This window comes from Streptomyces sp. NPDC087901 (assembly GCF_044742205.1).
Lineage (GTDB): Bacteria > Actinomycetota > Actinomycetes > Streptomycetales > Streptomycetaceae > Streptomyces.
Genome location: NZ_JBIUUC010000009.1, coordinates 167879 through 190318 on the forward strand (window position 1 = coordinate 167879; position 22440 = coordinate 190318).

Genomic DNA, 22440 nt, shown 5'->3' on the forward strand with positions numbered 1-22440 from the left:
GATGCGCTCACTGGGTGACATGCGCCATAGGGCGCCCAAACTCCCATCCGGTCGATCATGGTTCAGTCATTCAGCGTAGTCAGACATAACGGATAATCAAGTAATCAACTACTCAGAGTGCGAGCCGCCTCGCGCCCGAATCACCGGCCTCCTACGTTTCCGACCAACGGCGAGGAGTTGGCGACCGGGAAGGTTCGCCCCCTGCGTCAGTGACCATCCGTAATCGGAACTGCCACTTCCAGGAAGCGTGAGTTCCTGCCTTCTCTTGGCATCCTCGGGGCTTCCGTTGACCCACAAGTTGACGCACCGCCGAGGCCGAAGGGGAGCACCGTGTCCTTGCCAGAAGTCGACACGCGTCGACTGCGCGCATCGTGCGAAGAGCAGATCAACCTCCTACGTCTGCCGCACCGATTCACCACCCGCCAATTGAGCGAGGCCATAGCCGAGCTTCGCGGGAAGCCCATCGTCCTGCAGCCGCTGAGCACGCTCGGCGCGGTCGATGCGCCGTGCGGAATGAGAATCGAGACCCCGGACGCCGATCTCCTCTTCTACGAGGAGGGCACGTCCGCCCACCACCAGCGGCACATCCTCACGCACGAGCTGTGCCATGTGTACTGCGACCATCCGGGAAGCGTGGAGGTCAACGCGGACACGGCCCGCTCCCTGGGGGTCAACCCGACGCTGGTGATGCGTATGTCCGGGCGGACGAGTTACTCGACTGCTGACGAACGCGAGGCGGAGATGATGGCGACGGTCATCCGCCAACGCATCTACCGCGAACGCGAGGCCCCTTCGCACCGCCCCGAGCTGGGCCCGGACAGCTGGGAAGCTCTCTTCGCCCAACCCATCAGGAGAGGCCGCTTCCGCGCATGACGAATGCTGTCTTCCTCGGGATGGCGTTGTTGCTCGCGTCGATAGCTGGCTACTGGGTGCTCGGACGCGGAACGCCCCGTCCGACCGGTACCTGGGCCATGGGCGCGCTTCTCGGCTCCTTCGCCATGGCCTTCGCCTCCTATGCGCCGCTGTTCAGAAACGTCGCGGAGTCGATCGTGCCGCACGTCGGCCGGCTGCTGAGTAACTGCGCTTCTCTGGGTGCCGCCACAGCGGTTCTGGCCGTTTCCTTCCAGCTCAACCTCGAACCCTCCGAGGCGCGGCGGCGCATCAAGGTCCGTCTCGCCCTGCTCACCGCGTCGGTCGTCACCATGACCGGGCTGTTCGCCTACGAGCAGCTGACAGCTCGTTCTCCGCAGGTCTACGCGCTCTATCTACTCCCCTACATTTCGTTCCTCGGGTTCTCCGTGGTCGACTTCCTGATGCAGGCCGTACGCCAGTCGAAGGCGACTCGGCGCGACAGCATCCGGGGCGGGTTGCGGGTAGCCGCAGCAGGCTGCGTGTTCGCTCTCGTCTACGTCGTCTACAAGCTGACACGCATCGTCGGCCTCGGTCTGGGACTGGGCGACGAAACGCACGCGCAGTGCTCATCGCTCGTGACCTCGACGTGCGCCTTCAGCGTCACCTCCCCAGCACTCGCCGTCCTGCTGATCTGCCTCGGCCTCACGTGGCCCGCTGTCCTCTACCCGATCAACCAAGCCCGCCGTCGCCGCTGGGAAACCCGGTCCTTCGAGTCGCTCCGCCCCCTCTGGCAAGACCTGTCAGCCGCGATGCCGCAGATCGTCCTATCGTCGGCCGAGGACGTCGAAGGCATTTCCGACGACTCCGACTTCCGTCTGCAGCGGCGCGTCATCGAGATCAGCGACGGCATCCTCGCCCTCCGGCCGTACCGGTCGCGCAGGGTGCAGGAGAGCGCGGCGTCGAACTTCCACACCGCTACCGAGCAGGGCGCCGCCGCTGTGGAGGCGGCTGTGGTTCGAGCTGCACTGGCAGACTCAAAGGCTGGCCGGTACGCGGACGAAGTCGCACCTCCGTCGGTAGACGCCGCCCGCGAGGATCTTCGGGCCGACACACAGTGGCTTCTCCTGGTGGCCGACGCCTACGCCCACGTCGGGCGTGTCGGCGTCGACGGCCGGCCACGAACGATTGGAACCTGAAGACATGACCGACCCGACTCAGGACCCCCGCTTTCTCCAAGACCCCTACCCCACTTACGCGGCCATGCGCTCGGCATGCCCCGTACAGGCCGTCCCCAGCGGGTCCGGCGGGCGCCTCAGCTACCTGGTCACCGGATACGCCGAAGCCAGGGAAGCGCTCGCCGACGCCCGGCTCTCGAAGGACACCTCCGCGTTCTTCGCGGGCAAGGAATCAAAGCGGCGCCTCCACCCCGCAGTGGCGCACAACATGCTGTCGAGCGACCCGCCCGAGCACACCCGGCTGCGCAAGCTGGTCACCAAGGCGTTCACGACCGGGGCGGTCGCGGAACTGCGCCCGTTCATCGCCAGGGTCACCGACGACCTGCTGGACCAGTGGCCTGTCGGTGAGCCCTTCGACTTCGTGACAGGCTTGGCCGTCCCGCTACCCGTCATCGTGATCTGCGAACTGCTCGGAGTACCGGACGAAGACCGGCCCGACATCCAGCGCTGGTCCGGCGAACTGTTCGCGGCCGGACAGCCAGAGGTCATCGACGCGGCATCGCACTCCCTGGCCGACTACATGACAGACCTCATCGCCGCCAAGCGCCGACGCCCCGGCAAATCGCTCCTCGACCGCCTGATCTCGGCCCGCGACGGCCACGACCGGCTCAGTGAGGAGGAACTGGTCTCCCTCGCGGTGCTCCTACTCGTGGCCGGCCACGAGACCACCACCAACTTCCTCGGCAACGCGACCCTCTCCCTGCTCCAGCACCCGGCCGAACTCGACCGCCTCCGCCAAAACCCGAACGACATCCCTACGGTGCTGGACGAGTTGCTTCGATTCGACTCCCCCGTCAGCACGGCCACCTTCCGGTACACCACGGAGGCCATCACGCTCGGCGGCACCGACATCCCGACAGGCGCACCGGTCCTGGTCGCCCTCGGAGCCGCCAACCGCGACCCAGAACGGTTCCCCTCACCGGACCAACTCGATGCGAACCGGGACGCTGCCGGCCACCTTGCCTTCGGGCACGGCATCCACCGCTGCGTCGGCGCTCCCCTGGCCAAGGCCGAGGCCGAAATCGCGCTGCGCGCGGTACTGACACGGTTCCCGGGCCTCCGGCTCGCCGTACCGCCCGACCAGCTTCAGTGGCGGCACGCCCGTCTTGTACGCGGTCTGGCCTCGCTTCCCGTCCTGAGCTAGTTAGGACGTTTCTTCTGGATCACTCCCGCAGGGGCTGGGTGTCAGTGCGGCATGTGAGAGTGCTGGGCATGACGATGCCGGAGGGCCCTGCGCGAGTGCTGCCTGAGATTGGACGCGACTTGTTCGACGTTCTCGTCATCAGGACCGACTTCAGCGACGACGAGGCGTGGAATGCGGTGGTTGGGGAGTTGCGCCGCCCGTGGGGGCCAGGCGGTGAGACTGCCGCAACAGTGCAGTTGGTCGAAGCGCCCGCTTGGTCAGGAGCAACGCCCGACGAGGTTCTTGCCGCCGTGGTGGATGGGGGCCTGATTGTCGTCTTCCTCGCTGACCGCGACACGATGAAGTCGCCGGAGCAGGCGTTGCTGGCTCTGTCGACACTCTGGGAGGACGTGAGTGGCCTCGACCCCGTCTATTACCAGGAACTCATCGAGTCGCCGGAGCCCCGTGAGTTTCGAGCCGTGCCCGCCGCGGTACACGGCGTCCAGGTTGACCTGGCGCTCGGCAACGTGGACTTCGCAGAGTACGCTGCGGCTGCTTCCGCAGAGCCTGATCAGGTACTGCGGCCCATCTGACGGCAACAGCGGTGGCCGTTTCCTCGGCAGAGGACGGGTTGGGCTCGTTCATCCCGCACCCCCTGACCGGGGCGCGAGCCGGTCAGGACTGCTCGGCGGCCACCTTCCGCAGCCAGCGGAGCGTCTGGCGCCGGTTGGCCAGCAGCACCACGTCGGCGCCGGCGCCGAACTCCTCGATCTTCGCCATCACGCGGGGTCGCATCTTGCGCCGATACGTGGCGACGTACTTGATCACGCCCCAGTGGATGCGGTTGTGCACTCCGTTGCCCTTGTGCCCGGCCCCGTGCCGGAGCTGCCGGGAGAAGATCCCGTACAGGGCCGCCACGGTCGACACGTCCATCAGGACCACCGTGTCGCAGGCTTCGAGCCGTACCTGCAGCGTCGAGTTGTAGTTGCCGTCGATCACCCACCGCGGCTGCGAGACCAGCTCGCGCTGCACGTCGGTGAACGTGTCCGTGGGCAACGCGTTCCACTCATCGTCGTAGAACGCGGCGTCCAGGTGCGTCACCGGGGCGTCGAGGATCCTGCCCAGCTCGCGGGCCACGTGGGACTTGCCACTGCCTCCGCAGCCGACGATGGCGACCTTCCTCATGGTGCTCCAGGGTAGAGAGGTTGAGGTGATCGGAGAGCCAACTCGCGGGCCGTGCTGTGTCTGGCCTCTCTCCTGCCTGTTCAGTTCGTCGCTCAGAGAGCCCCTACCGACGATGAGTGTCGCCACGCGCCCTGGCTCCCCTGGTGCTCGACGCGCGGTGCAGGGTGGGCTGCCCTGGTTGCCCAAGCGTTACACCTCAACCCTGTGCGCCAGTCCCTTCCTGCTGAGGGTGGGAGTGTTCGACGTTGGCGCGGATCACCTCGTCGCTGCCCCGCAATGCCTCTGTCATCCTTGCGAGCCAGGGCTCGGGGAGGCTGCCGCTGCCCAGCGCGCATGCACGGACGAGCCGTTGGGCCGCCTCGAGCTGGCGCGGCTCGGCGAGGCTGGTGAACCGGTGGTCAGCCAAACACTCACGGGCGGCGTAGCCGTCGGTCGCCGCGGCGGCCCGGCGGTGGAGCTCTGCAACCATCCGGTGCGCTGCGTCTTCCTGGTGCGGCTCCAGCAGGCCCAGGATCGTCAGGCCGAGGCGCGTATCGAAGACGGTCATGCCCTGGTCGGGTTGGTGCTCGACGTAGTCCTCGACCAGCGTGTCGAGGAGGGGTACGGCCGGGCCGCGAAGGGCCTTTCTGCACATCACGTCGAGGCAGCCGGTGACGGCGTTCTCCCAGCGTTCTCCGGGTGTGGTCATGGTGATGAGCGCTGCGGCGTCGGTGGGGGTGTGGCTGAGTGCGGCCAGGACGGCGACCTGGCGGCCGTCCAGCATGCGCTGCCCGATGCCCCGGTGTTCCTCGATGTGGGCCAGCGCCTCCGCCCAGCGGCTGGCCGTGGTCAGGGTGCGGGTGCCGTCGGCCAGGACTACCTTCCACAGCCAGGTGCGCACCTCGTGGCGGTCGCTGTCGGTGAGGGTGAGGTCGGCCGGGACGTGGACCCCCTCGAACTGAGCGCTGGTGCCTTTGGTGACGGCGTCGAAGAGGTGCAGCAGACGGTGGCGCCCGTCGTCGGCGGCGCCCGCGCGGATCTGGAGGCGGGCGAGGTTCACCACGGGTTCGAGGGCGCGGATCGCGGTCATGCCGGGCAGGGGGGTGGCGTGGAGGTAGGCGGCGGCGTGCTGGTGGCACATCTTCCGCGCGAGGTCGGGCAGCCCTAGGTCGGAGGCGATGAGGGCGGCCTGGTTGTAGACGGCCGAGGCGAGGCCCTGGTCAGCCTTTGCGGCTGCGGCGTCGGCGAGTTCGGCCAAGCCGTGCACGCGCCGGGGCAAGGGCAGGCACGCGGGTCGAAATCGGTAGATGAGCGGAAAGCGCTGGGCTATGGGTCCGTTCAGGTCCATGAGGTCCCCCGGGGATGAAGACGACGAGGAGCGGGGAAGGGCCGCGTGGTGCCCGCCGGCCGGTCGGCGGGCACCACGCAGGCGGATCAGCTACTGCCAGGTGACGCGGACGCGGTTCAGCGGGGTGTCGAGAACGAAGACACCGGGCTGCCCGACGGCGGGCGCGTCGAGCGGCAGGATCTCGAACGTGGCGTCCCGGCCGCGGTACTCGCGATCCCAGGCGCGGACGGCATCGGCGACCCGGGCGGCCAGCTCGTCGCCCCCGGGGCCGTGGCCGATGACACCGAACTCCCAGAGCTTGCCGCCCTCGGGGGTCTTCTCCGTGGAGGGCCGACGGGCGAGGTAGGTGACTGCGCCCTTCTCGACAGCGGCCGTGGCCGAGGGGTAGGGGTCCTCGGTGAGCACCGTGCCCTTGGCGGTCTGGGGGAAGAGCATCCGGATCAGCCCGGACGGCATGACGCAGGAGACGAACAGCTCCATCCACTCCGGGGACTCCCCGGCGCGGACCGTCATCCCCGTCCACACCTCGACGCGCGGCTGGTCAAGAACACCGGCGAGGGCATCGGCGTCGAGCGCCAGTCCGGCCGGGGCCTGGAGGCGCACGGCGCCGTCCGTGCTGAGCGGCACGGCGCGGCGGTCGTCGTCGGCGATGCCCCGGCGCAGCGGCATGAAGGTGTTCATCTCCGAGCCGACCGAATGCCACCGGCCTTCGCGCGCCACGTAGATGATGGAGCGCGAGACGCTGCCCGTGAGTCGCTGCGGGGTGACGAGTCGGCCGCCCTCGGCGAGCTGGTCGAGCCAGGCGTGGGGGATGCCGTGCGCGCCGACGGTGGCGATGATCCGGTCGTACGGGGCACCTTCGGCGTGGCCGAGGGCGCCGTCGCGCGTCAGGGCCTCGACGTTGGTGGCTCCAGCGGCGGCGAGGTGGGCTCGGGCGCCTTCGACCAGGTCGTCATCGACGTCGATGGTGGTGACGTGTCCGCTCGGGCCGACGAGGTGGCCGATCAGGGCGGCGTTGTAGCCGGTGCCGGCGCCGAGTTCGAGGATGTGCTCGCCCGGCTGGGCTTCGAGCTGGTCCAGCATGAGGGCGACGACGGCTGGCTGGGAGGCGCAGGAGATCGAGGTGCCCTCGGGGTCGTACTTCACGTTGACCGGGCTGTTGTCGTAGGCGTCGGCCAGCGAGGTGTCAGGGACGAACAGGTGCCGGGGCACGGTGCGCAGGGCGGCTTCGACCGCGGGGGTGCGGGCGTGGCCGTCGGCCTTGATCTGGTCGACCAGGGCGTTGCGGAGCTGTTCGGCGTTGGCCCCGGGGGCGGTGAGTGTGTCGGTGTTCACCGTGCTGACGCTATGGGCCGCAAAGCCTGATTCTGTTGCTGACGCGGTGTTTTCACTCGAACCCATGATTGCCTCTCGTGCGATGTTGAACAGGGTGTCCTGGTCGGCGGACGGCAGACCGGCACGGTTGGCGTGGAAGATGGCGTGGTGCGCGATGACGGCGCGCAGTCCGCGGGTCAGGTCGCCCTGGGCGGCAAGGTAGGCGAGCGTGGTGCCGACACGCTCGAAGGCGGCGACCCAGTCGCCGTGGCCGTCCAGCGGCCCGCGCTCGCGGCACAGGCTGCGGGCTTCGGTGGTCATCAGGGTCCGCATTGCCGAGGTAAGGCGCGGGGACCCGGGCGTGCCGGTACCGGGGCGCAGTGCGGAGACCTTCGCCCACACGTCGCCCTGCTCGAACCAGTCGAGACCCGAGGCACGCATCAGGCTGCTCATCAGCAGGATGGCGGTCTCGCGCCGCCCCAGGTGCCCGTCCTTGACGGGATAGGTGAGCAGGTGGCGGCTGTCCTCGTGGAAGAGGGCGTGCGCGGCTGCCATGGCGTCCGCACCGCCGAACGCCTCGGTCTCCGGCTCGTAGTTCCCGGCCGTGCAGGACTGCGCGGTGCCGTCGGCCCCCCACTCGTCCAGCAGAGTCAGCACGGTCGGTGACGGCTGGTCGGCAACGTACCGAAGGCGCCAGGGCTGCTTGTTCATGAACCACCAGCCGCTGAGCTGCCCGTCGGCCTCGGCGGCGAGCAGAACGGGGGCGAGGCGTTCCGTGACAGCCCGTCGCCCGGTGTCCCGGTCGGGGAAGGTGATGTTGTGCTGCTGCCAGCGATCGGGACACATCGAGAAGTCCTTCGGTCGGGTTCAGGCGGTGAGCAGGCAGGCGTCCCAGGCGGTGCGGGGCGGCTCCGCGCTGTCTGCGGTGGTCAGTCCCAGCGCGATTCCGGCGGCACCGTCGAGGAGCCCGGCGCCCGCCGCGTCCTTCAGCAACAGGGCAGCGGCGTCGTCCGGGGCGGTGCCGGGCGGGACCAGCATGGTGAGAAGGGCGGGGATGATGGCGCGGAGCTGGCCGACGGTGGCCCGGTCGGCGTCGGCGGCGGCACGCGCCGCGATGTGGATCAGACCGGCGAAGCCGTGGCACAGGCCGCTGTCCGTGGTGACGCGAAGCTGCACGCGGTCGCTCAGCGCGTCCAGCAGGGCGGCCTCGACCTCGACCTGGAGGTCGCTGTCGCCGAGTGCGAGCGCGGCGAGCTGCTGGGCACGGGCCAAGCCCGCGGTGCCATAGCACCAGCTCGGCCGCCGCGGTGCCGAGGCCGCGGGCCGCCCGCTGCGCAGTTCCTCGCGGGTGATCCAGTACGGCCAGGCCGTGCCGCGCCCGGTGGGCACCTTCCACCGCTCCAGCCAGGCCAGGATGGTGCGCATCGCCTGATGGTGGCCGGTGACGGTGGTGCCGCGGCGGGCGGCAAGCGCCAGCAGCGCGAGGACCGCGCCGACGCCGTGCGCCATGCCGTGGTTGGCGTGCCCACCGGGGAAGCGGTCGTCCGGCCTGCCGGACGGCCCGGTCGGTACCCACCAGCCCGGCAGGCTTTCGCCGCTGTCGGTGACCGGGTCGGTCAGACGCACGCAGTAGTCGAGAACGGCCCGGGTCACCGGGCCCGCAGGGTCGCGGCGCAGCAGGTGGGCGCCGTACCCGGTCAGGCCCCGGATGGCGTCGAACTCGGCGAGTGCCGGAAGCTGCCCGGCTTCGATCCGGCGGTGCGCGGCGTCAAGGCGCCGCCGGGCGTCTGCCGTCACCTGCCGGTCCAGCACATCGAGGCCGCGCCGGTAGGAGTCCGGAAGCTGGTCGGCGGCGCACGCCACGGCATGGGCGAGCGCCGGGGCGCCGTAGAAGGGGTGGCTGTCCGGGCCGCTGGTGAAGGGCTCGCGGGTCGAGGCGGCCAGCCAGTCGTGGGCGCGCTGCCAGGGGGCAAGCCCGGCCGCGGCGCGTTCGATGTGCAACAGGGCGATGCCTGTCGGGCCGTAGGCGAGGTGCTGCCGGTTGGCGTCGTCAGTGGCCGTCGTCGGCGCCTGGTCGGGGTGGGCGAGCCGGTCGGCGATGGCGGCGGCCACCGCGGCTGCTGTGTGGGTCACGGTCGCCTCCCGGCGCGGGCGGTGAAGGCCAGGGCGGCGGCGCGGGCCAGGTACAGGCAGACCTCTTCCTCAGGGAAGTCCACCGCGACATGCCGCACGAAGTGGACGTGCAGCAGGGAGGTCAGCACGCCGTCCACGGCGATGCCGTCGGCGTGCGGGCCGGACAGGTGCGGCCCGTACGCGGCGAGCGCAGCGGTGCGCTCGGCCCAGGCGTCCACGATCGCGGCGCCGCCGGGCGCTGACCGAAGGGCCGCCCAGTCACCGCGCGGGTCTGCCAGCCGCACGGCGTCGGTGAACTGCGAGCGGGGTACCGGGTTCGGCGCGGTCGGCTCGATGTGGTCGATCAGCCAGCGCGCGCCGGCGTCCGGGCCGCCGAGAAGGGCGGAGGCGATGGCGAAGAAGTGCGCGGCCACGAGCGTGCGCTGCGCCGGCCGGACAGGCTGGGCGAGCTGCACCAGCGTGGCCAGTGAGTCCGCGCGGAAAACGGCCTCGGCCGCGTCCCACGCCGGTCCGGAGCCCCACCGGCCCGTCTCGCGGTAGGAGGTGGGGTAGCGCAGGTCCGCCAGCAACCCAGCGGTCCGCAGCTCGTCGGCCCAGGCGCTGACCGTGGGGGTGGTGTCGGCGAAGTCCTCCGGGTCCGGCAGTGCGATCCGCAGGCGAAGGTGCTGCTGGGGATCGCGGAATCGGACGTACCACCAGCGAGGAGAGCCGAGGCGCCGCATCAGGTCGGGCACGTGCCGAGTCAGCAGGGCGTCTTGACGCCGCGGGTCGCCGTACAGGGCTACGAGGAGCACCGGGGAGGTGGCCGGGGTCTGGATCTGGGCTGGGGAGAGCGTGCGGGCGGCGGTCGGCGTGGGCAGCGCAGGCCAGGCCGGAGGACGGACCGCTTTGAGGGGTACCGCGATCTCGTGGGCCCGGCCCCCGCTCCAGCCGTCCGCCCCGGGCGGAGCGGCTTCCGTCAGCAGTGCCGTACCGGTGCGGTCGAGGTGTTGGCGCAGCAGGCTCCGGTGGCCGGGCTCATCGAGGTCGAGCGGCAGGCGCCGGTCGTCCTGGACGAGGTGCACGTGTTGCGGCAGGCGTCGGCGCTCCCGCCAGCCGGACAGCGCCGTGTCCCAGTCCGCGCCGGGGCGGTGGCGGTCGGGGAGGTCGCCGGCCTCCAGCCTCCAGCGGGCCGCGACCAGCACGATGCGGCCGTACCGCAGGCGGGGGAGGAACGGCATTGCTGCGGCGGCGCCCCAGTCGAACCGGGTGACCTGGGCGTTCTGCGCCCGGGACACCTCGGTGATCAACCGCGCCAGGGGCGGGGTGTGCTCGGCAAGGTTCAGCGCATGCATGCCGACGGCCTCGACGCGCAGCCCGCGGTTCGGAGCCGCCAGGTACATCCGGCGCCCGTCGCACGCCACCGCCAGATCCGCCGGCGTGAGCACCGCGGCGTCGGGGGCTCGGTGCTCTTGCAGGCTGATCACCAGGGGGAGCACGCGCGGGGTTCGGGTGACGTGGGCGGTGTCGGGCAGCAGCGCGGGGAAGGAAAGCTGCGCCGCCACCGTGCCCTCGTCAGCCGTGGGTAGGCCAGCCAACTCCGCGCGCAGGCACTCGCGTTGTGTGGCCGGGAGGACGCTGAGGAAGCGTCCGGCGGTAACCCCGGCTCCGCGTGACACGCTGGTCAACTCCACGGTGAACCGCCCGCGGCGGACTTCGGCGAGGGTGGCCGCGTGCAGCCGCACGCCCACCTCCAGGTGGCACGGTATCCGCAGCTCCTGCGGGCCTCGGTCCAGGGCGGCCACGATCTCGTCGGTCAGCACGACCTCGTCGCGGCCGTCGAGCGCCGCGGACTGGGCGAGGCGGAGCAGCACGTCGTCCCGCGGCGACAGGCGCCGGCGGCCTTCGCCGGTCGGCCTGCCCGGGTACCCGTCCGGGTAGCCGACGCCGCTGTCTGCGACAACTTCCATAAGCGGCACCATGGTGCCGACGCCGAACCGCTCGTAAAACCGCTGGTGGTACTCGTTCCACGGCTCGGTACCGTACGGGCGGGCGCAGAGACGGGTGAGGATCGTGGCGGCGCGCTCGACCTCGCGGGCGACCAGGTCGGGGAGCACCACGGTGGCGTCCAGGCACAGGTCCAGGGCGAGCGGGTGACGGCGGAGGCCCGGCACCAGATCGCGCATCCGGGTCGCTACGGCGTCCCGGCCCTCTGTGGTGCCGCACTGCTCCAGCCCGGCGTGGACGGCGCGCAGCTCTTGGACGACGGGTGCCAGGAGACGAATGTCCTCGGCACGGACCGCGTCGAGCTGGGTGACGAGGTGTCCGAGCGCGTCGGTCTCGGTCGCCGGCGCGTGGAGGTTGGTGATCAGCACGCGCCGCCGCACCAGGCCGGCGAGAAGCCGCTTGACGCGCTCCGGGGCCACGGCCGGGAACTCGGCCATCAGCTTCTCGGCGAGTTCCCCGATCCGGATCGGCGCGTCAGCCGCGCGGAGGATAAGCCGGACCGGCGCCGACAGCTCGACGGACGCCTCGACCGCTCGCCGCTGACCAGTCGGCCCGTCGTCCTGGTAGGGGACGACGAGACTGCCGTCGCGCTCGAAGGTGGTGTTATTGACGACGACCGAAAGGAGCGGCAGCAGCTCTCCGCTCCTTTCTAACTGCTCGATCAGCCTCCCCACCCACTCCGCACCGGCGCGGGCCACGACCACGTGGTTCTGGCCCCAGCGGGAGTGGGGCTCGGCGTCGAAGGTGGCCGTGGTGACTCCGGCGAACAGTCCAAACGGTGTGGGCCGGTGCAGCGCGCGCAGGAGGTAGCGCGCCACCGACACTCCAACGCGGCGGACTTCGCGGGTAGAAGGGGAGTTAGCACTGTCCAGGACCTCGACTTCGGCGGCGAGAACCGGGCTGGCATGGCGGAGGGCCTGTGCGATGCCCGGGTCGTGCCAGATGCTGCGAATCCAGGCGAAGCGTCCAGTGGTGACCTCCTCCAACTCCTCGGCTCTGAAGGACCGGTCGTCGAAGTCCGGTAGGGGAAGCTGGGTCACCGACGGTCGAGCGGCTGCGCGCACCAGGGCGGTCGTGCCCGCCTTGAACGCTGGGGGTATAGCCACGTGACATGTCCCTTCGTGCGTCTGGAGGGGCGGTCGGAGCCGACGCGAGTAGCGCGACAGCACCGACCGCGGTTCATGACCTGATGGCCGGATTCAGACGGTCAGGGTCAGTCAGTGAAGGTGACGCAGGCACCGCAGGAGCTGCCGCACCCGTCGTCGGTCAGAACGGTCAACCCGGCCGCGTCGGACACCTCCAGGAGGGAGACGTTCAGGTCGAACCCGTCCGACTGGCCGCCGGCCGCCGGCTCCTGGACCTGGGTGGTGCTCTTGGTGACGATTCGCGTCATGACAACTCCAGGTGATTCGTTGGTGTGTAGGACAGGTGGTGCTTGCCAGCGCACTGAGGACCGTGGCGTAGCGACGGGGTACGCCATGGGTTCAGGTTCTGGCCATCCCGGTCCGATGGTCGGGCCGGGAAGCTCTGGGGTGCCGCTCGACGGTCCGGTCCTTTGCCCAGGACCGTCGAGCAGCCGTCTATGCGGCGGGCACAAGATCGTCCAGGCTGACGACCTCGTATTCCCGCAGTTCGCGTACGAGCTGAGAGGCGAGGAACCAGCCGATCTGCGGGTGGTTGTAGGGCAGGGGAGCGTCCGAGGCGGCGAGGGGCTGGATGCCGTCGGCCGTGTACTGGTACGGGGTGCCGATGACGCCGTAGAGCGGAAACCGCGTGGCCAGCAGGGCGACGTGTCCCTTGCTCCTGAGCCGGGGGCACCGCCGGGCCGCCATCCGGGCGTGCTCGAGACACACCGGCGGCTGCGCGGTCTTCACCGGCCCGGTGTAGTCGTCGCCGTCGTCGGCCGTCTCTACGAAGAGGATGCCGTCGCTACGCTTCAGCGGGACCGTGCACACCTGGCAGCGCAGGAGCGCCATCGTGATGCGCTGGCGGAGCGGGTGCACCAGCCGCCACCTCGGGTTCCCGGTGGGCTGTCCCGCGAAGCCGAGCGACATGGAGTACCGGGCCCACAGCACGCCGCGGAGATCTCGGTCGGGCCCTGCCTCGTCCTTGTACCCGAGCCGCGGGCGCCGGTCAGGACCGATGCGCACGTTCAGGTTGAGGAGGGAGTCCGCCTCTTCGCCTTCACGGGCGGTGATGTACGGAACGACCAGGTCGGCTGCGGTGATCGTCATGCCGCGCTTCCGACCGTGAGCGCGAGCGGCCGGTGGGGGGCGACGATACGGCCGTCGGGGAGGAGTTCTCCGGTGTCCTCGAAGACAAGCACTCCGTTGCACAGCAGGCTCCAGCCCTGCTCAGGGCGGTGCGCGACGGGTCTCGCGGCCTCCCTGTCGGGAGCCATGGCAGTGGGGCACTGCGGGTTGTGCGCACACATGGCGCTCGTCCTCTCGGGTGGGAAGTTGGGCCCCGTTCGGCCAGCTACGGTGCCGTGTGGGAACACAGTTCGGGCACAGCCGAAGAGGGGGACTTGTGGCACCGCCCCATGAAGGCCGCTATGGCTGCTGCGCTGTAGCCGTAGAAGCGCCCCAGGGTGGTGGCAGTGCGGTCGCCCTCGAGCGTGAGTGGTCTCTCTCCCCTCACTCGACAACGAAGCAGGGATCCGGGTGAGATGACCACTGCACGCGCGGGTCTCTTTGATCGCGGTCATGCCGCGTCCTGCGGGTCACCTGCAGGCACGATGCAAAGGTCGAGTCCCACCTCACGGAGCGGCAAGAAATGTGTTGCCTGGTTGGTGTATCCCTCGAACGTCAAAACGGCCCTCCGATCAGGCGGATTGGTAGACGGCGACGAGCACTGCGAACACGGTGACGACGAGGAGAACCTGAGCGCCGGCCTGTCTCCAGCCCCAGCCCTTCGCATCCATCCACCGCAACGGGCGCCTTCAAGTCGGACCGGACAGCTCCTCGGGGATCACGAGGTGAATGAATGCCTGGTACCGCTCACCCAGCTCCTTGATCACAGCGCGATACTCGTCGTCATCGGAGCTGATGTTGTGCCGGTCGAGGACGATCACGCCGTCCGCGAAGCCGCCTCGGATCAGTCGCTCGACCTCCCCCCAGCCAGGGCGCTTCCAGGGCGGCGTGTAGACGCCACAGCCGGCACCCGAGCCGGGGAGGCACGTCGTGGTCACGGGAACGGCTACGTCGTGAAACCTCGCTCCCATTGCGTAGCCACGCTGCTCAGCCTCGGTCTGGAGGGTGTTCCAGTCCTCATCCGGCCTGGCACTCCTGCTAAGCACCAAGCTGTACGCCAACACCCGGAGACGGCGATCACCGGAGCGGCGGTCGCACCTTTCGGTCGCCTCACGACGGAACTGCTGACGGAGCCGGACGAGCTCGCCGCTGCGCGCCGGACGCTCCAGCGGGGCGGGTTTGCGGTGCCACTCCTGGGTTCGAGCAGTGTCGGTGTCCGTTCGGTCCCGGGATCCCATCAGGCTGATCCGTGGGCTGGAGACGGCGATCATGTCGCCCAGGCTTCTACGTGTCTTCATGGTTGCCTTCCCCTAGATCGAGCTCAGCCCGCGCAGGGCTCATCCGACGGTTGCGCAATGCGTTCGGTCCGACCGACCACTACGTTCGCTACTGACGTGAATCAGGTCCGTGCCAGGCGCCGTTCGGATACCGTGTGATCAGCTCGTACCGACGATGAAAGCGGTACGGAACCTCGGTGGGCAGGCCCTAGATGGAGCCTCACACGCTGGCTCCGCAGGCCCCATGGAGAGCCGCCCCTGTCGCTGACATCGACCGCGGGTGAACGGAAGTCCACGGTGGAGGAGGAAGCGTGGGACAGCAGCCGAACGAGCTGACTCCGGACGCCGGCCCATGGCACCGCTGGGGTTACGAGCTACGCCAGTTCCGCGAGGCCCGTCTGCTGTCGCAGCAGGCTCTGGCTCGCCGGGCGTTGATCGACCGTTCACATCTCGGGCGCTTCGAGCGCGCTGAACGTCCCGTCCCGAAACATGCGGCCATCGCTCTCGACGACGTCCTCGATGCCGCCGGTGCATTGGTTCGTGGCTGGGACAGCGCGGAGCGCGAGGCCCCCCAGGACTGCTCTGTCCCGGTGTCCAGAGCCGGGACAGCGACTCATGGGGCCAGGACACGGGGTCATGGGGCCAGCGCCCCGGAGACCCTGGCCATGAACGCGGTCGTGCGGGCAGGCTCGCCTGGAGACGACACGGACACGGTCGTCGTCCCCGCCCGCATCCACGGAAGGATCCTCTTCGTGCCCGTGCCCCGCCGCGTTGTTCTCGCATCAGGGATCGCCAGCCTGGCTGCGACAGCCATGCCGGCCGCGACGCCGGCGGCTGCCACCGAACTCGCCGACATGGGGTCTCCCTTCGAGCACTTCGCGCAACTCCGCCGGGTCATGATCCAGACCGACAACCTCATCGGCCCCCGGCACGTGTTGCCCGCCCTGCAACAACACCTCGTCTCCCTTGCCACAAGACGTCGATCCGCTCGTGGCACCGACGCCATCGAGCTTCTCGCCTTGGAGACGCGATACGAAGAGCTGGCAGGCTGGTTCGCCCAGGACATCGGCGACGAGCGCACCGCCCACGGCCACACCGCGAAAGCACTGGACGCTTCCCACATCACCGGCGACACCGATCTCACCGCGTACATCCTCGGCCGTAAGGCACAGCTCGCGGTCGACACCGGTCATCCTGCCGACGCTCTCGGCCTCGCCGCAGCCGCCCGACGCACCGCCCGACCCGGGAGCCGCCTCGAAGTCATCGCCGTTCTGCACGAGGCCCACGCGCGTGCCGTACTCGGTGAAGGCAGCGAAGCCCACAGGGCTTACGACACCGCGCTTGCTCTCCTCGGGCGCGCGGGCTCCGACGGTGTCTGGGGTTCCTGGCTCGATGCGGCGTACATCAGCACCGCCCGAGCTCGCTCCCTCGCCGTGCTCGGCGAGTATGAGCAGGCCGCGGCAGGCTTCGACAGCGCCCTCGCAATGCTCCCGTCTGCATATCGCCGGGACCGCGGTGTCTACCTGGCTCGCGCTGCACGTGCCCATGCGGGCACAGGCAACGTGACCCTCGCTGCCCGAATCGGTGGGCAGGCCGTCGGGATCGCCGCCGAGACCGGATCTGCCCGCATCTTCGGACAGCTCGACCGGCTCGACCAGGCACTGGCCCCCGCAACCGGCGAGGACGGCGTCGCCGAGTTCCGCGCCTCACTCGACCGTATCGTTCTGCATCCCGCCTGACTCACCCGCGTACACCGCCTGGAGATACCGTGCCCCGCCCGTACGTCCTGTTGTCCGCAGCTGTATCGATCGACGGTCACCTCGACACCCGCCCGGGCGAGGACCGGCTCCTGCTCTCCAACAAGGAGGACTTCGAACGCGTCGACTCCGTACGAGCCAGTGTCGACGCGATCCTTGTCGGCGCCGGCACACTCCGCGCCGACAACCCCCGCCTCCTCGTCAACTCGGCGGAACGCAGGGCGTCCCGGGTCGCCGCCGGTGAGCCGGAGTACCCGCTGAAGGTCACCATCACAGGAACGGGCAACCTTGATCCCGGCTGGAAGTTCTGGCACCACGGCGGAGACAAGCTCGTCCTGGCCGTGGGCCACGAGGCCACCGCGAAAGCTCGCGCCAACCTCGGTGACCTGGCTACCGTTCAGAGCGTGCCCGCCGAGGCCGTATGGTCGGCCGCGCTCGACATCCTCGGCGACGAATACGCCGTAAAGCGGCTCATGGTCGAAGGCGGTGGCACCGTTCACACACAGCTCCTCGAAGCAGCTCTTGCCGACGAACTCCAACTCGTCATCGCCCCGCTCTTGGTCGGCCAGTTCGATGCGGTAAGGATGCTCGGCCCCGCGAGCTACCCTGGCGGCCCCGCCGCCCGCCTCCGGCTCCTGGAGGCCCGCCAGATCGGTGACGTGGTACTCCTGAGGTACGCCCCCAAGGACACTTCGACGGAGCCCCGATGAGCACCACCCCTTCAGCCGGCGCCCCCGGCACCGGCCGCGAGCCCAACAGCGCAGACCGGAACTGGCTCGCCCTCGCCTGTAAGCTGGCCGCCCTCTGCCCACCTTCGGAGACCGCCTTCAGCGTGGGGGCGGTCATCGTCGCGGCCGACGGGACCGAACTCGCCCGCGGCTACTCCCGCGAGAACGGCCCCCACGACCACGCCGAGGAAGGCGCCCTCGCCAAGCTCCCCGCCGAGGACGCCCGGCTCGCCACCGCCACGATCTACAGCTCCCTGGAGCCCTGCGCCAGGCGCGCGTCCCGACCTCGTCCCTGCGCCCAGCTCATCCGCGACGTGGGCCTTCGCCGCGTCGTCACCGCTTGGAACGAGCCCGACACCTTCGTCGCCGACGCCGAAGGCACCGAGACCCTCGAGGACGCCGGGGTGGCTGTCGTCGCACTGCCCGAATACTCGAACGCCGCGCAGGCACCCAACCTGCACCTACTCTGACAACCCGGGGCGGGAAGGCCCGCCGTAGGGAACTAATGGTGCAAGCGACGGGCTCGAGCAGCATTCCGGCGGGAACCTCTATGTTCGAAGAAAAGTCTGGCCGTGTCGCCTTCCCTCACTATCCGTTACGCACGGTAGAGAGATGCAAGGGCTTCACCTCCACCGCATAGCCCGTTCAGGTCATCAAGAAAACAGTTCATCGCGGCCGTGGTTGCCCGTCGTCCGTTTGGCCAGATCGGCAACCTCTACAGGACACGTATCCCGCAGGGATCCTGGGCCCACCGCACAATCTTCAAACCATCCTGCGCCATACCTTCGCAAGCGTGCAGTTGGAGGCAGGCGAGTCCATCGGGAGCGTGGCGACCTGGCTGGGGTGCTCCTCCCCGAAGGTCACCCTCGACTACTACGCACACTTCATGCCTGGCGCAGGCAAGCGCGGGCTGGCCGCGATGGATACGTGGCTCGTGTGATGCAGGATCGAAAGTCCCCGAGAAGTCCCTGGCGCTGGCAAAGCCGCCGCACAGCCAACGAAAGCGCAGCTCACAGGGCTACACGCAGCGCCGACCAGTTGTACGCGCACTGTACGCCGCTCCCCCGCTGCTCCCCCGGATGGTGGACGCGGGCCGGCTCGGCCGCAAGACCGGCTTGGGGTTCTACCTGTACGACTGAACACCCGTCCGCGGGCCCGGCGCTCACGCAAATGCTCGTCTGCTACTGCCAGTCCGACACCTGCCGGAGCGCTGTCGAGCGACTGCGCGGATGGGCCCGCCCGAAGCCCTGGGCCTTTCAGTGCCGTCGCAGCCGTCCCTGTTTGCACTGCGAACTCGCTCAGATTTCCCTCCGGCAGAGCTGAGAAGGCATGAATAGTCCCTGACGACTTAGGCCCGAGAGGTACGCATATGCCCAGGTCTGATTGCCAGGCCGATAATGCTGGTCTCTGCAGGACCCGCTCAGCGGACCATTCTGTTTTCACTGCGGTCGGATCGGGTACTCAATGCCGGGGCGTGGAGCCCCGTTACGAAGTCATGAATCCTCTTTTGAGGGATGTTCACGGCACAAGGGAGAGGATCAGTGTGTGCGCACACGAACCGGCCCGGTACTGGTGGCTGACGCGGGGTCATCGAGCTTGCGTCTGACGGTCTTCGGGGACGGTGGTCAAGTCCTTAACGAACACCACAGTGACTCTCCGCCTGGCGAGGGGGTAACCAAATCGCTGCGGCAATTGCTGAAGGAAGGACCGGCTCCTACAGCTGTGGGCCACCGCATCGTCCACGGCGGATCGGAGCTGCGCAGCCACACTCTGCTGGACGACGCTGTGCGTGTCCGGTTGAACCGGGTGGCAGACCTCGCGCCATTTCACGTCCCCCAAGCACTGACCGTTCTGGACGCGGCTCGGGATCTACTGCCGGGAGTTCCGCACGTCGCGTGCTTCGACACCGTCTTCCACGCCGGCTTACCCGTTGCGGCACGTGAGTACGCGGTACCTTCCAGCTGGCGCGATAAGTACGGACTGCGCCGCTACGGCTTCCACGGCCTGTCCTACGCCTGGGCGCTGGCCCGCACCGCTGAACTCCTCGGCCGCCGTCCCGAGCAGCTGCACCTGGTGATCGTGCACCTTGGCGGTGGCTGCTCCGCCTGCGCGGTGCGTGATGGGCGTAGCGTCGACACGACTATGGGCTTTACGCCCTTGGAGGGTCTGGTGATGAGTCGCCGCAGCGGCAGCGTCGACCCTGGCGCCCTGACCTGGCTGATCACACGGAAGAATGTGTCTGCGAACGAGATCGAGGACGCTCTGAACCACAGGTCCGGTCTGCTCGCCCTCTCCGGCACTTCGGACGATACGCGCGACCTGGTCCGCAGCCGGGCGGCCGGCGACGAGCGCGCCGCACTCGCCCTTGACGTCTTCACCCACCAGTGCCGCCGCGGCATCGCCGGCATGGCCGCATCCTTGAGCCGCCTGGACGCTCTCGTTTTCACCGGCGAGATCGGCGAGGACCAGCCTGAGGTGCGTGAAGAGGTGTGCGCCGGACTGTCTGTGTTCGGCCTCACGGGCGGCCTGCGACCACTCGTCGCCGAACGTCCCGAAATCATCAGCGAGCCCGGCGCGCGAGTTCCCGTCGTGGTCGTCCCCACCGGAGAGGCTCAGCAGATCAACATTGAGACCCGGGCTCTCTTGGCTCACCGCTGAGGCGGGCCGACGCCACCGCCACGTCGGCGTCCGGAGTTCACACAGGGCCGGACGCTTGCGGGGATATCCGATGCTTCGAAGAAGCCGAGGGATCAGGCATGACGAGAGTGCCGGTCAAACGGCGGCCACGATGTGCCAGCTCTTTTGGACGTGTTCTATGAACTTTGCTCAGCCTGGGGTCGTGCGCTGCTGCCGCTCTCGCAACCAGCAGACAGCGCAGGCGTCGTGGGCAGCGGGCGAACACGCTGCTGCGCAGTCACGAGACCGGCGGGGGCGGAAGCGGGCGGCCCGCCTGCATCCGACGCCCGGTCGCACGCATCGGGGTCGAGGGAGCGGACCTCCGGTCTCCAGGGCGGGTGCTGCGCTTGCCCAGCTCTTACACAAGCCCTCAGCCGGATCCGCCCAGCACGATCTTCCACACTCGGGTCGCCACCTGGAGGTTGAGCCGGTCCTCGACGTTCGCGAGGTCGTTGCCGCTGATCTCGCGGATGCGCTGAAGTCTGTAGCGCAGCGTGCTGCGGTGGATGGCGAGGGATGCGGCCGTCTCGTCGTAGTTGCCCCCACAGTCGAAGTACCGTGCCAAGGTCTCCGCCATGGTCGAGTTGTTTCGGGCGTCGTAGTCGAGGAGTTGCCCGAGCCACTCGTGGACGAACGCCTCCAGTTCCCGGAAGTCGTTGCCAGGCCCCAGGATGCGATAGAGGCCGAGTTGGTCGAAGAACGTCGTGCCGTATCGCTTGCGGGAGTGGCGGCGCACTTCCAGGGCGCGCTGCGCCTCCTGATAGTGCTGGGGGATGTCGTCGGGGGAATCACACCGGGCGCTCACGCCGATGCTCCCGGACGGCGCCCCCGTTTCCAGGATGAGCGCCTCGTACAGCGCTCGAGCGTGCGGCCTGTCATCAGCGAGCAGGATCACGTGATCGGCACGCCGGGTCAGCAGCGAGCGCATGCCCACGGCAGAGGCCGCTCGGCCCACGGTTTGGGCGAAGGAATCGTCCGCAGTCCGGTCCGACCACCGCACCACCACGATGTAGTGGCTGCGATGCAGGTCGTGTCCGACGGCCTCGGACCTGGCGTAGGCGCTGGTCTCGTCCGTTCCTGCCAGTAGGTCGTCGGCCAGCTCGCGGTGCAGCCTCAGTTCCACTTCGGCCAGGTTGCGCAGGTGCGCCAGCTCCGGGGCGAGCGACGTGGCGGCCTGTTCCAACGCGAGCACGGTGTGCTCGTCTGCCTGGCCCTGGGGATCGACCAAGGCCAACATGCCCAGAACCTCGCCATGCGGGCGGACCAGAGCGATCAGTCGGCCCTTGATCCGCGCCGGCCCGGCCTCCCGGGCGGCGGCGTTCAGCAGTGCGTTCTGGCGCGCGGGGTCCGGTTCCGGATAGGGGTCGGGCCGGCTGGGTCCTGCCCAGGACCTCAGCCGGCCGAAGCGGTCCTCGACCAGGGCGGGGAGTCCGGTCAGGTCGTGCAGTGCGCGAGTGACGGCCTCCTCGTCACCGCCCAAGGCGGCGACCTCGGCCATGAGTGCGTGTACAGCACGCCGGTACGCCAGCTCAGCCGCGACGGCGATCAGCTGCCGCTGGAGGGCTGCGCGTTCCTCCCTGAGCCGGTGCAGCTCCAGCGCCTCCTCGCGGCGGCGGCGGTATGCGAAGGCGACCGACAGCGCAGCAGCCGTGTGCCGGATGAGTGTGGCGAGCAGGGACCGCTCGGCTTCGGTGGGCCGGGTGCGGGACGTCACTACGAGGTAACCGTGCAGTCCCTCAAATCCGCGCAGACCAAGGGCTTGGCCCCAAGGACTGCCGGGGACGGCCACGGGACCGTCCTGCCCAGCGAGGTTTCGCACTCTCCGGGCCACGGTCAGGGAGTGATCCTTGCGGTTCCCCGGACTGGGGACCATGTCACCGTCCGCTTGGATGAGGTAACCGGCCTCGGCGCTGTAAGGCCCGGCGGCGGCTATGTGGTCCATGGCCAGGCGCAGGATCTCGCTTTCGTCCGGGGTGTCGAACAGGGTGCGGGACAGCACCGTCATTTCCTGGAGGGCACGGTCGGCGGAGGCTGGTGGATGGGGTTCTCTGAGAGCGGCTGCGGGAGGCCGCCGGATGCCGTCCCCCGACAAGCTGCCCTCCCTGTCGGAGTGGCGGTTCAGATTGTCCGGCCGACTCTTGCCCATGGCACCACTTCCGGGCTGTCGGGGGGCCAGGCGAGCACTGTTGCGGCTACTGCCCGCAAGCCACCCCACGCATTATGTCCGTATTTCACTCTAGTACTCGTAGGGTGATCGGGCTCGTGCATTTCTGTCCGGCCAGGCGCAGGCGAAGAGCCACTCGGCTCGACATGCTGGGTTGCGTTCGAAGGCCTCCGCGAGTGGACGGGCAGGAGAAGCGGGAGCTATGACTGAGCAGCAATGCAGGTCGGTTGCCTTGTACGAGGCGCACTGTCCGGGCTTGTGATTGTGAACCGCCCAGGCTCGGCCCCCTCGGTCTTGCCTCTCGCGCTTGCGAGCTGATCGTGAGGGTGTTGGTCACATAGCTGTTCTGCATGCACCTGTCGTTGTGCGCTGTGCAGGTGCGGCTGCCAGGGCTGTTCATGGCCCTGCCTGACGCAGCCGACCCAGTACGA

General features: G+C 69.1%; 17 protein-coding genes and 2 pseudogenes. 9 read left to right on the top strand and 10 right to left on the bottom strand.

Features of this window, described 5'->3' with window-relative positions:
- The first annotated feature begins 330 nt into the window (after positions 1 to 330).
- The 4 genes from ACIOEW_RS26380 to ACIOEW_RS26395 all read left to right on the top strand — a co-directional run bounded on the left by ACIOEW_RS26380 (position 331) and on the right by ACIOEW_RS26395 (position 3803).
- Positions 331 to 873: a regulator component gene (locus ACIOEW_RS26380; protein ID WP_401966411.1), complete on the top strand. Its 543-nt coding sequence runs from the start codon at positions 331 to 333 to the stop codon at positions 871 to 873.
- Positions 870 to 2048, top strand: coding sequence for an MAB_1171c family putative transporter (locus tag ACIOEW_RS26385; protein WP_401966413.1), 1179 nt, complete (start codon positions 870 to 872; stop codon positions 2046 to 2048). The genes ACIOEW_RS26380 and ACIOEW_RS26385 overlap by 4 nt, the downstream gene beginning before the upstream one ends.
- Positions 2049 to 2052: 4 nt before the next feature.
- A complete protein-coding gene (locus ACIOEW_RS26390; protein ID WP_401966415.1) occupies positions 2053 to 3231 on the top strand; it encodes a cytochrome P450 in 1179 nt (392 codons plus the stop codon).
- A gap of 68 nt (positions 3232 to 3299) precedes the next feature.
- A complete protein-coding gene (locus ACIOEW_RS26395) occupies positions 3300 to 3803 on the top strand; it encodes a DUF6924 domain-containing protein (protein ID WP_327207797.1) in 504 nt (167 codons plus the stop codon).
- Between the two features lie 82 nt (positions 3804 to 3885).
- On the opposite strand, the gene ACIOEW_RS26400 is transcribed toward ACIOEW_RS26395, so the two are convergent.
- The 9 genes from ACIOEW_RS26400 to ACIOEW_RS26440 form a co-directional block, all read right to left on the bottom strand.
- Entirely contained in the window at positions 3886 to 4395 is a 510-nt protein-coding gene (locus ACIOEW_RS26400) for a topology modulation protein (RefSeq protein ID WP_352261350.1), read from the bottom strand.
- 196 nt (positions 4396 to 4591) lie between these two features.
- Positions 4592 to 5722 carry a hypothetical protein gene (locus ACIOEW_RS26405; protein WP_352261351.1) on the bottom strand — a complete coding sequence of 377 codons (1131 nt, stop codon included), beginning with the start codon at positions 5720 to 5722 and terminating at the stop codon, positions 4592 to 4594.
- Positions 5723 to 5812: 90 nt separating this feature from the next.
- Positions 5813 to 7882, bottom strand: coding sequence for a methyltransferase, FxLD system (fxlM, locus tag ACIOEW_RS26410; protein ID WP_358979593.1), 2070 nt, complete (start codon positions 7880 to 7882; stop codon positions 5813 to 5815).
- A 21-nt stretch (positions 7883 to 7903) separates the two neighbouring features.
- Positions 7904 to 9169 (bottom strand): lanthionine synthetase C family protein, encoded by a 1266-nt coding sequence (locus ACIOEW_RS26415; protein WP_401966418.1) that lies wholly within the window; start codon positions 9167 to 9169, stop codon positions 7904 to 7906.
- Positions 9166 to 12261: a lantibiotic dehydratase gene (locus tag ACIOEW_RS26420; protein ID WP_401966420.1), complete on the bottom strand. Its 3096-nt coding sequence runs from the start codon at positions 12259 to 12261 to the stop codon at positions 9166 to 9168. The genes ACIOEW_RS26415 and ACIOEW_RS26420 overlap by 4 nt, the downstream gene beginning before the upstream one ends.
- Positions 12262 to 12368: 107 nt before the next feature.
- Positions 12369 to 12548 (bottom strand): FxLD family lanthipeptide, encoded by a 180-nt coding sequence (locus ACIOEW_RS26425; protein ID WP_093798518.1) that lies wholly within the window; start codon positions 12546 to 12548, stop codon positions 12369 to 12371.
- Between the two features lie 187 nt (positions 12549 to 12735).
- Positions 12736 to 13389 carry a hypothetical protein gene (locus tag ACIOEW_RS26430; RefSeq protein WP_401966422.1) on the bottom strand — a complete coding sequence of 218 codons (654 nt, stop codon included), beginning with the start codon at positions 13387 to 13389 and terminating at the stop codon, positions 12736 to 12738.
- Entirely contained in the window at positions 13386 to 13589 is a 204-nt protein-coding gene (locus tag ACIOEW_RS26435; protein ID WP_352261356.1) for a DUF5999 family protein, read from the bottom strand. The genes ACIOEW_RS26430 and ACIOEW_RS26435 overlap by 4 nt, the downstream gene beginning before the upstream one ends.
- Positions 13590 to 14096: 507 nt before the next feature.
- Positions 14097 to 14678, bottom strand: a complete 582-nt coding sequence (locus ACIOEW_RS26440) for a hypothetical protein (protein ID WP_358979604.1) — start codon at positions 14676 to 14678, stop codon at positions 14097 to 14099.
- A gap of 317 nt (positions 14679 to 14995) precedes the next feature.
- On the opposite strand from ACIOEW_RS26440, the gene ACIOEW_RS26445 reads away from it, so the two are divergent.
- From ACIOEW_RS26445 to ACIOEW_RS26465, 5 genes and pseudogenes are all read left to right on the top strand, one after another.
- Complete coding sequence (locus ACIOEW_RS26445; RefSeq protein WP_401966425.1) at positions 14996 to 16423, top strand: helix-turn-helix domain-containing protein; 1428 nt, start codon at positions 14996 to 14998, stop codon at positions 16421 to 16423.
- 29 nt (positions 16424 to 16452) lie between these two features.
- Positions 16453 to 17639: pseudogene (locus ACIOEW_RS26450) on the top strand (dihydrofolate reductase family protein).
- Positions 17640 to 17962: 323 nt separating this feature from the next.
- Positions 17963 to 18109, top strand: a complete 147-nt coding sequence (locus ACIOEW_RS26455; RefSeq protein ID WP_401966637.1) for a hypothetical protein — start codon at positions 17963 to 17965, stop codon at positions 18107 to 18109.
- A 109-nt stretch (positions 18110 to 18218) separates the two neighbouring features.
- Positions 18219 to 18308, top strand: a pseudogene (locus ACIOEW_RS26460) (3-hydroxyacyl-CoA dehydrogenase family protein); the annotation flags it as partial.
- A gap of 583 nt (positions 18309 to 18891) precedes the next feature.
- Complete coding sequence (locus ACIOEW_RS26465) at positions 18892 to 19827, top strand: acetate/propionate family kinase (RefSeq protein ID WP_401966428.1); 936 nt, start codon at positions 18892 to 18894, stop codon at positions 19825 to 19827.
- 388 nt (positions 19828 to 20215) lie between these two features.
- Here the strand turns inward: ACIOEW_RS26465 and ACIOEW_RS26470 are convergent, their stop codons facing one another.
- Positions 20216 to 21850 (bottom strand): PucR family transcriptional regulator, encoded by a 1635-nt coding sequence (locus tag ACIOEW_RS26470; protein ID WP_401966430.1) that lies wholly within the window; start codon positions 21848 to 21850, stop codon positions 20216 to 20218.
- Between the last annotated feature and the right edge of the window lie 590 nt (positions 21851 to 22440).